Raw genomic sequence first — 1,608 nt, forward strand, 5'->3', positions numbered from 1 at the left:
CTGGGGGTGCGGCAAAAAACTTGGACTGGTTATGCCGCGAGACCAAGGCTCTCACGATACTCAACAGGACTGAGAGCACCGAGAGAAATCTTGATTCGTTTTTCGTTGTACCAGCGAATGTATGAATCCAGGGCCTGAATGAACTGCTCAATGCTCGTTGACTGCCAGTTGCGAGGATAGAACAGTTCCGTTTTCAGCCGGCCGAAGAAGCCTTCACAAGCCGCGTTGTCAGGCGAGCATCCCTTTCGCGACATAGAACGAAACAGCTTCGCATCAGCGATGCGCGATAACCAGCCGGGCCAGCGATAGTGAGCGCCGCGATCGGAGTGAACGACTGGCCGTTTGCTGTTGCCGGCCACCGTTTCGACGGCGACATCCAGCATCGTGTTCACAAGATCGGCGTCTGGACGCGTGCCGATTGTCCAACTGATGACCAGCCCATCGAAGCAGTCAATCATGGGGGACAGGTACACCTTGCCGGCCGGGATCTGGAACTCCGTGATGTCCGTGAGCCATTTCTCATTTGGGGCAACAGCCGTGAAGTCGCGGTTTACGAGGTTTTCCGGCGCGGGACTGATCTCCCCGAGGTAGGAACCGTATCGACGCCGTTTCGGCTTGGCGACGACCAGGCATTCCTGCTTCATCAAGCGCTGCACCACCTTCTCTGACAGACGCACACGCTGCTTGCTCAGCGACGCCCGCATCCGGCGGTAACCATAGCAGCGATGATTGAGCTCGAAGATGTCCGCCATGGCACGACGCACTTCGGTGTATTTATCCGCGACCTGCATTCGGGCTCGATGATAGAAATAGGAGCTTCGGGCCAAGCCCAGCGCTTCAAGCAGCTCTGACAAGGAGTATGTCTGCCTCAGGGCATCTGTCAGCAATGTCTTCTCCCTATTGGTCAGGACTTGCCGGTCGATGCCCGTATCTTTTTTTATGAGTTCATTCGCCTTCATCAACAGTTCGTGCTCAAGTTGTAGACGGCGCACGTCGAGCCGAAGAGATTCAAGTTGCCGCTCCAACTCTTCTCGCTCCGGTGACGATGGAGTTTTTTGTCGGCGTATCATGGGTGCGGATGCCTCTGGGCCGAGTAACTGATTTTTCCAGTTGTACAAGGTCGGCCTGCAGACGCCCAGCTTTTGAGCCACGGCGTTCGCACTTTCTTGTCGCGTGCACAGCGCGATCACCGCAGCCTGTTTCATCGCTGGCGGACGTGCTCGCCCGTCAGATCGACCAACAACACGCGTGTGAAGTTCGGGATGCAACTTGTAAATCCAGGCACGCAACGAATCCCGTGCTGGGTAGCCCAAAGCCTTGATGGTGAGGGAAATGCAGCGCCCGTGTTCGAGATAGTACTCGACAGCCTTTTCTCTTTGGGCCCGTGAGTACTTCGGCTTCGAGATCACGTAGCCAAGCGATAGGTCGAGGCATCGCTCGTACTCTTCATGCCAGCTCTTCAGAGAGTTCTTCGTCGGGTAGCCCAACTGACGAATAGTTGCCCCGGTTTGCCTCCCCAATTTGATGTAGAGCTTGACCGCTCGAATGCGATCTTCGTATGAATACATGAACTACCTCCAGGTAGTCCAAGATTTCTACCGCACCCCC

The 1,608-nt window shown here is 55.7% G+C and carries 1 protein-coding gene; it reads right to left on the reverse strand.

The window, feature by feature from the left end; translation table 11 throughout:
- Window positions 1-29 precede the first annotated feature (29 nt).
- A complete protein-coding gene (locus tag CKW15_RS27775; protein WP_095153083.1) occupies window positions 30-1,568 on the reverse strand; it encodes an IS3 family transposase in 1,539 nt (512 codons plus the stop codon).
- Window positions 1,569-1,608 lie beyond the last annotated feature (40 nt).

Source organism: Pseudomonas sp. Irchel s3b5 (assembly GCF_900187435.1).
Classification (GTDB): Bacteria; Pseudomonadota; Gammaproteobacteria; order Pseudomonadales; family Pseudomonadaceae; genus Aquipseudomonas.

Bases quoted from the DNA above. Each gene is read 5' to 3' on its own strand.
- CKW15_RS27775 (WP_095153083.1), bottom strand. From the start codon at position 1,568: ATGTATTCATACGAAGATCGCATTCGAGCGGTCAAGCTCTACATCAAA.